Origin of the sequence: Mycobacterium sp., assembly GCF_052144515.1 — a bacterium.
Taxonomy (GTDB): Bacteria; Actinomycetota; Actinomycetes; order Mycobacteriales; family Mycobacteriaceae; genus Mycobacterium.
Genome location: NZ_JBKQQD010000036.1, coordinates 1 through 7,008, shown reverse-complemented (window position 1 = coordinate 7,008; position 7,008 = coordinate 1). Strand labels below are relative to the sequence as shown.

At 63.6% G+C, this 7,008-nt stretch carries 4 protein-coding genes and 1 pseudogene; 2 read left to right on the top strand and 3 right to left on the bottom strand.

Annotation, left to right across the window (positions count from 1 at the left end):
• Positions 1-210: 210 nt before the first annotated feature.
• Positions 211-1,617 carry a cytochrome P450 gene (locus ACLP9N_RS01870; RefSeq protein ID WP_442405808.1) on the top strand — a complete coding sequence of 469 codons (1,407 nt, stop codon included), beginning with the start codon at positions 211-213 and terminating at the stop codon, positions 1,615-1,617.
• A 9-nt stretch (positions 1,618-1,626) separates the two neighbouring features.
• On the opposite strand, the gene ACLP9N_RS01865 is transcribed toward ACLP9N_RS01870, so the two are convergent.
• Together ACLP9N_RS01865 and ACLP9N_RS01860 are read right to left on the bottom strand one after the other, a co-directional pair.
• Positions 1,627-3,750 (bottom strand): Rv1355c family protein, encoded by a 2,124-nt coding sequence (locus tag ACLP9N_RS01865; RefSeq protein WP_442405807.1) that lies wholly within the window; start codon positions 3,748-3,750, stop codon positions 1,627-1,629.
• A 114-nt stretch (positions 3,751-3,864) separates the two neighbouring features.
• Positions 3,865-4,569, bottom strand: a complete 705-nt coding sequence (locus tag ACLP9N_RS01860; RefSeq protein WP_442405806.1) for a dienelactone hydrolase family protein — start codon at positions 4,567-4,569, stop codon at positions 3,865-3,867.
• A 392-nt stretch (positions 4,570-4,961) separates the two neighbouring features.
• Here ACLP9N_RS01860 and ACLP9N_RS01855 point away from each other — a divergent pair, with 392 nt between their 5' ends.
• On the top strand, positions 4,962-5,564 hold the full coding sequence (locus ACLP9N_RS01855) for a class I SAM-dependent methyltransferase (protein ID WP_442405809.1): 603 nt from the start codon (positions 4,962-4,964) through the stop codon (positions 5,562-5,564).
• Positions 5,565-5,795: 231 nt separating this feature from the next.
• On the opposite strand, the pseudogene ACLP9N_RS01850 reads toward ACLP9N_RS01855, so the two are convergent.
• Positions 5,796-7,008 (bottom strand): annotated as a pseudogene (locus ACLP9N_RS01850) (putative bifunctional diguanylate cyclase/phosphodiesterase); the annotation flags it as partial.

Here is a 7,008-nt window from a genome sequence, read left to right as displayed (position 1 = left end):
AAGTGGCTAACCAGATCGCCGAGCACCCGTTGACTGATCGCGGCAGAATTACCCGCGGTAGCCGCCATCAACTCGGCGGCGGCCGCCGTCACCAGATCATCCAGGGAGCCCGACATCCCTATACGGTGGACCCCGTTTAACTGGCGAACGGCACATATGCGACTCGACGCGAATTAATGATCGATTTGATGTGGTGGGCCGCATCTGAAGATGCCGGGCCGCCAAGGCAACCACTGTAGGCTCGACGCTGTGTCCGTCAGGGAATCCATTCGTGGCGTCGCCGCGCTGCCGTTGGCCCCGAAAAACCCACTGCCATATCGCGAACGTTTGAAGGCTGTGAGGGACTTTCATACCGGGGTCGACAAGCTTCGCGATGCTGGTGGGCCGGTTACCCGAGTGATCCTGGGACCTAAGTGGCTGATTCCGCCGATCGTTGTCGCGACGTCACCCCAAGGTATTCGCGACATTGTCAGCGTTAGAGATGGTTCTGTCGATAAGACGAGCACGGTGGCGACCGAGCTTCGCCGACTACTCGGCGGAAATCTGTTCGTCTTGCCGCACGCCGAGTGGCTACCGCGTCGCCGCACACTGCAGCCGGTATTCATCCGGCAGCGTGTCCGCCAGTTCGGCGGGCACATGGCCGAGGCGGCGGAGATGGTATGTGCCACCTGGCACGACGACACTGTGATCGATCTGGATGCGCAGTGCCGCACCCTTACGTTGCGGGCGTTGGGTCGTTCGGTGTTGGGTTTAGACCTCGATGAGCGGGCCGATGTGGTCGCCGAGCCGTTGCGTGTCGCGACGAGTTACGCGGTCACGCGGGCGCTGCGGCCGCTGCGCGCACCAGAGTGGATGCCCACGCCGGCGCGACGGCGTGCGCGTGCCGCGGCTGCGACGATTCGCGCACTTGCAGATGAGATTCTGCAAGCGTGTCGTATCGACCCATCCCGGGACGCGCCGCTGGTGCAGGCATTGATCGCCGCGACCGACCCCGAAACCGGGCAGTCGTTGTCGGACAAGGCTATCCGCGACGAATTGATCATCTTCTTGTTCGCGGGTCACGACACAACGGCGACGACTCTGACCTATGCGTTGTGGGCATTGGGTCGCCATCCTGACCTCCAGGAGCGCGCCGCGGCGGAAGTCGCTGAACTCGGCGATCGTCAACTCACCCCCGATGATGTTCCACGGTTGGGCTTTACGGTCCAGGTGCTTCAGGAGGCGCTGCGGCTCTGCCCGCCGGGGCCGACGGGCACGCGGATGGCGCCGCGCGATGTTGAAGGTGCCGGCTTCCGCGTTGAACCCGGCACGATGCTGGCGTTCGGAAGAATGGCGGTACAACGCGATCCGCGCCTATGGGACGATCCGTTGAAGTTCGACCCGGACCGATTCAGTCCAGGGCGTTCTGAAGGCGGCGACCGTTGGCAGTACCTTCCGTTCGGCGGCGGGCCTCGCTCATGTATCGGGGATCATTTTGCCATGCTGGAACTCACACTCGCGTTGGCGACCATCGTTCGAAGAGTCGAAATCCATTCTCTGGAGAATGGTTTCCCGCTCGCCGTGCCGTTCACGATGGTCGCGGCGGCTCCGATTTGGGCCCGCGTACGGCGCCGCTGACCTTTCCGGTCAGCCAAGCCGGACTCGGTCAAGGCTGCGGCGGCTCTTCACTGATGCTGGTGGCCCGACGGCGAACCGTAAAACCAGCACGATGGATTCTTCGCTCGGGACGTCAGTCAGACGCCGGAAATCGCTCTGCAATTGTGTCAACTGGTCGGCGAAAGCGGTTGACAACTGGTCAATTTCGGCTCGGTTGCGGGCGTACAGGAAGACCGGTGAGACAGGCTGGACCGATAGCCCTCGCTGCTGGGCGATGATCCAGACCAGCTCGACGGCCGAGCCTCCCTTCGCGTAGTCGCGAAGCGTCTCCCCGGGCACGCTGATAACAGCCAGCGCAGAACTGGCTAATATGCGGTCGCGGGTATCCTCTCCCAAGGCGCTGCCGGCATTCCACTCAGCCAGGCGGGCCATGACGTCTGGGCGGCGGAGGATGTCGAGCACCGCGAGCTCGCCGGCATCGAGTTCCAGGCTGAGCACGTCAATCCCGGTGTCGGGGTTGGGATCCCCAGGCCAGCGGAGTTCCGAGACCATGTCCTGGTGCAGGTGCGCCGTCAAGTAGCGGGTGCGATCGGATGTGGCCAGAATCGTCGCCGCGCGCGCAATGTCGTCCCTATCGGTGAGCAGGCGTAGTAGCGCGCCCTCTCGTTGGGCTGCGGCGGTGAGCGCGTCGATGGTGGCGGTGTGTATCGGTTCGGGGCTGCCGTGATAGCGGTTGGTTTCGCGGGCGAGCATCGGTTGATAGAGGCCGGCGAGGTTGGGGTCGGCGCCATCGGTCAATTTCAGGACGGCGCGCAACGGCGATCCGTCAGCACGATCGGTAAGGGTGACGGGCCCGAGAGCGTGGTGGGCGGCAGCGGCGATCCGCGCGTTCAACACGGCGGCGCCCAACGCGACAGCGCTGCCGCGGAATCCGACGTCCATCGTTGACGTGTGTTGGACGTCAAGCTCGATGGTGATGTCGGCGGGTCCGGCTTGGACACGCCAGGGCTGTACGTTTCCACCCGATGGGGCGCGGATCGCGGCAGCCGCAACCACACCGGGTATTCCGGGTAGTGCCGGCGTTTCATGACGCTCTTGCGGTGCGAGGCGATCCTGGGCCATGTCGGGTTCGCCGAGCTGGTTGAGCGCCCGGCCGATATCGATGCGGACTCGGCCCGAGCGCAGTTCTTCACCCAGCCCTATTCTGCGTACGGCCTCGGCAAGCACCGACGCACCCAACACCACATCCGAGGCCAGTTGCGGCCAGGTCGACAACGTGCGGTCAATCTCTATCAGTGACGCAGCGGCACGTGGCGACAACCGTTCGGCCTCAAGGTGACGCAGGACATGTCGAACTTTTTCACGGCTGCTCATGCCCGGAAGCAACCCGAGGTCCAGCTCGCCCAGCAGACCGTGCAGAATCGGGCGCTGAGGCTCGTGATCGAAGCGTTCCACATCGATCAGTCCGCGATCGCTGGTAGCCATCAACACCGGGATCCCGCGCGCCCGGGCGGCCACCCGAAGTGCCGCCTTGATATCAAGCGCGTCGCACTCCTCTACGAGGATGTCCAATCCATCAACGAACTCATCTACGGTGCCTAACGTAAGCCCCGCATCGAAAGCCTCAACCGGTAGATAAGGATCGAGCTCGGCGACCCTACGCGCGGCCACATGGGCCTTGTTGAGGCCCAGGTCTAACACGCTGGCCGGCACCCGATTCAAGTTCGAGAGTTCCAGGCGATCGAAGTCGGCCAGGCGAAGGCGGCCACACAGTCCCTGGGCTGCCAGGGTGTGCGCGATGACATGCCCGACGCTCAGGCCGGCGACGCCGATGCGCAGCGCACCGAGCTTGTCCTGCTCGGCTGCGGTGATGTTGTTGCGATTGCGGTCCAGGCGCGCCGTGCGAAACCCGCGCGGGCCCAGTACCGCCACAACCGTCCGTCGCCATGGGTAATAGGCCCAACGGCCCGGTTCTGCGACTAGCTCATCATCGGGTCGGGGGCGAAGGCTGTGCAAACCGGCCTGTTGTGCCTCGCGGTGGTTAATGAACTCCACCCTGGGATCTGCTTGAAGCCGCTGCAATGCAGAACTGTCGGCAGGCTTATCGGGGTCGAGAATTTGCGCTCTGTAGGTGTTTACGTCGGGCTCGTGCATCTTGCTCTGTTGTATAGCATCGCGGGGCCTAAAGCATCACACTGCGGGCCGATCCCGGAGCCAGACTTCGTCGAAAGCATCGGCGGCCGGATCGAACAGTGCCGATGGTTAGAGTTAGCTAAGGTGCTCCTTGAAGAAAGTCAGGATGCGCCGCCACGCGTCCTCGGCTTCCGGTTCGGAGTAGGCCATCCCGGCGATGCGTTCAATGATGCGGACCGGACCGGGGAACTGCCAGTCGTTCAAGAAGCTGTGGCCGACGCTGGGGTATTCCTTCACGTCACGTGGCACCTCGCCGCGCGCCAGCACGGCGTCCAGCGTGGCTGCTGTGCCGGCCGCCACGATCCGATCTTTGGCGCCGAAGCTCGCCACCACGGGGCAGGACTGGCTCAACGGTTCAATGTCTTGGGGCAGCAGGCCGTAATTGGCAGCGGTTGCGTCGAATGGCCCCCGAGAGGACAACACGAAACAGAATCCCGCACCCATGCAGAATCCGAGGAGACCGACCTTGCCGGTGCACCGCTCGTCCGCGATGAGGTGTTCGCGGGCGGCGACAAGATCGTCGTACGCGGTGCCGTGGCCGGCGAAATGCGCTCGGATGGTGCTGATCATGCATCGGATTTTGGGTCTGCGGCCGTAGAGGGCCGGGGCTAGCGCCAGATAGCCGCTGGCGGCAAGGCGGTCGGTGATCCGTCTCAAGTCGGCTGTCATGCCGAGAACGTCGTGGACGACCACGACACCGGGCCATGGACCCTGGCCGTCCGGGACGGCGAGGTATCCGGGCAAGCGGCTCTCGGGGGCCGGATAGGTGATATCTGGCACGGTGGCCTACCGCCGACAGGGCTGAAGAATGGGATCGCCAGAGACGTCCTGCTTGAGCAGCTCGAAGACTGCGGCCCGAGCGGCGAGGCGGTGCGGATGATCGTGGAGGTCGTCGCACGCGATTCGGATTTGCCGGGGGTAATCGTCGCGGGTCCGCGACCTGGCGTCGGCCCTAGGGGTATCGCGTCGGTGAACTGTCATCAGGAGCATTCCCCCAGATCTTGTTCCGACCAAGGCTGCGCGAGTGCATAACGTTGACCCCATACGGGTTACCAGTGCCACATTGTGCCCAGATGGTTAAGCCATCTGGGCACAATGTGGCACGGTGCGGTTATATCGGCTCTTCGACGCGCGCTATCGCGTGTGGGGACGAAGATGCCATCATGGCGGCTATGGCTTCTCGACACACCCGCTTTCGGATCTTCTACCGGGTCGGCTTCACGCCGTGGGACGGCCATCCGCTCGGGCAGGGCCTCCGAGATCTGGTCGAGGGAACCCCTGACACTCCTGCGCTGCCAATGGGATCGGCGCTTGACCTTGGATGCGGTACCGGAGATTGTTCGATCTATCTCGCGGGACACGGCTGGAAAGTCACCGGGGTGGACTTCGTGGCAAAGCCGCTCGAAAGCGCCCGCGCCAAGGCCCGCGCCGCTGATGTTTCGGTCGATTTCGTCCGTGCCGACGTCACGCAGTTGAGTCGGGCCGGGATCGGTACGGGCTTCGAGTTAATCGTCGACAACGGCTGCCTGCACAACATGAGCGGCGGCGATCGCGAAGCGTACGTCCGGGAAGTCAGCGCCGTGGCGGGACCCGACGCGCGGCTGTTGATTGTCGCGTTCATTCCCGGTGGGAGGTTCGGCGTACCGGGCATCGATCACGCCGAGATCGAACGACGATTCGCCCTCGACTGGACGTTATTGTCGGCCGGTTACGAGCGGGAGTTGGACCGCGAGAAGACCCCGACGCGCTCCTACCTGTTCCAACGCCGCCCCTGAGCGCCGCTCAGCTGGTCAGTGACCGCGTGATAGATATCGGTCGCCGTACTTGGCCGCCGGCTCGCGGTCGACCGCGCGGCACCGTGCCGCTGGAGGGCGGGTTGGTCTCATGCGTCACGATGGGCTTCGCTTCCTGTGGATCTGAAGCAAATCCCCTCGCCCCAGTCCTTCACGGTCACGCGTCTCATGGTTGTTTGATGTAGACGAATCGTCACGTGGCGAATCTCCCAGCGTGGAGAAGTCCATTGGGATCACGCGCCCGGCGAGCAGCGATTCCATTGCAGTGCTATCCACCGGACGGGACAGCAGAAATCCCTGCGCGCGATAGCATCCCAAATCAAGCAATGCCCTGGCCGCGGTGGCGGTCTCGACGCCCTCCGCGACGACCTCGAGTCCGAGAGCGTGCGCCAAGTCGACGATGGCCTGCACGATCGCCAGATCGCGTGTGTTAGTGCCGAGATCGCGCACAAATGCTCTGTCGATCTTCAGTATGTCGACCGGGAGAGACTTCAGATATGCCAACGCGCTGTAGCCAGTACCGAAGTCATCGATAGCGATTTGGACACCGATATCTTTCAGTCGGGCAAGTGTTCGGCGCGTGGTGTCGATCTCCTGAACCACGACCCTTTCGGTGATCTCCAGACATACCGCACCGGGATCAATAGCGAACTCATCGAGGGTTGCGGCGACCGTATCGACAATATTGTTCGCGACCAGCTGCATCGGCGATACGTTGACCCGTAGCACGACATCGCGCCCCTCGCCGCGTGAGCGCCAGAGTCCGAACTGCGCAAAGGCCGAGCGCATTACCAGACGGCCGAGCTTCCCCGCCAGATTGATCGATTCGACCACCCCGATGAAGGAGTCCGGCATCAGCAGCCCTCGAGTCGGGTGTTGCCAACGGATGAGCGCCTCGGTCCCGAGGATCTCGCCGGTGCGCATGCTGAACTCCGGCAGGTAATGCAGCACCAGTGCGCTGTTATCGCTGTTGGCGCTCGCTTCCAGGGACAGTTCGATGTCGTTGCGGATCGTGTCCCGTTCGGACATCTCCGCGCTGAAAGCTGCGATGTTGGCCCCGCCGGAATTCTTGGCCAACCGGGCGGCCTGATCGGCGCGACGCAAGAGCTCTGAAGTGCTGTCGCGTCCCGGTGCGCCGGTAGCGACACCGATGCTGGCGGAACGGCTGAGCTTCTCACCGTCGATCACGACCTGCTTGTCAACTCGGTCCTGCAGCCAATTAGCAAACGCCACGGCGCTGCTGATGTCCGTCGGCGCGGTCGGCACGACGACAAACTCGTCACCGCCGAGCCGGGCGGTGACTGAGGAAGCGTCTGCCGCCTCGCGCAGCAACTCGGCGAAACCCTTGATGAACCGGTCTCCGGCGTGCTGACCGAGGTGCTCGTTGACGACCTTGAAACGGTCCAGATCCAGGAACAATACCGCG

Bases quoted from the DNA above. Each gene is read 5' to 3' on its own strand.
- ACLP9N_RS01870 (WP_442405808.1), top strand. From the start codon at position 211: ATGCCGGGCCGCCAAGGCAACCACTGTAGGCTCGACGCTGTGTCCGTC.
- ACLP9N_RS01865 (WP_442405807.1), bottom strand. From the start codon at position 3,750: ATGCACGAGCCCGACGTAAACACCTACAGAGCGCAAATTCTCGACCCC.
- ACLP9N_RS01855 (WP_442405809.1), top strand. From the start codon at position 4,962: ATGGCTTCTCGACACACCCGCTTTCGGATCTTCTACCGGGTCGGCTTC.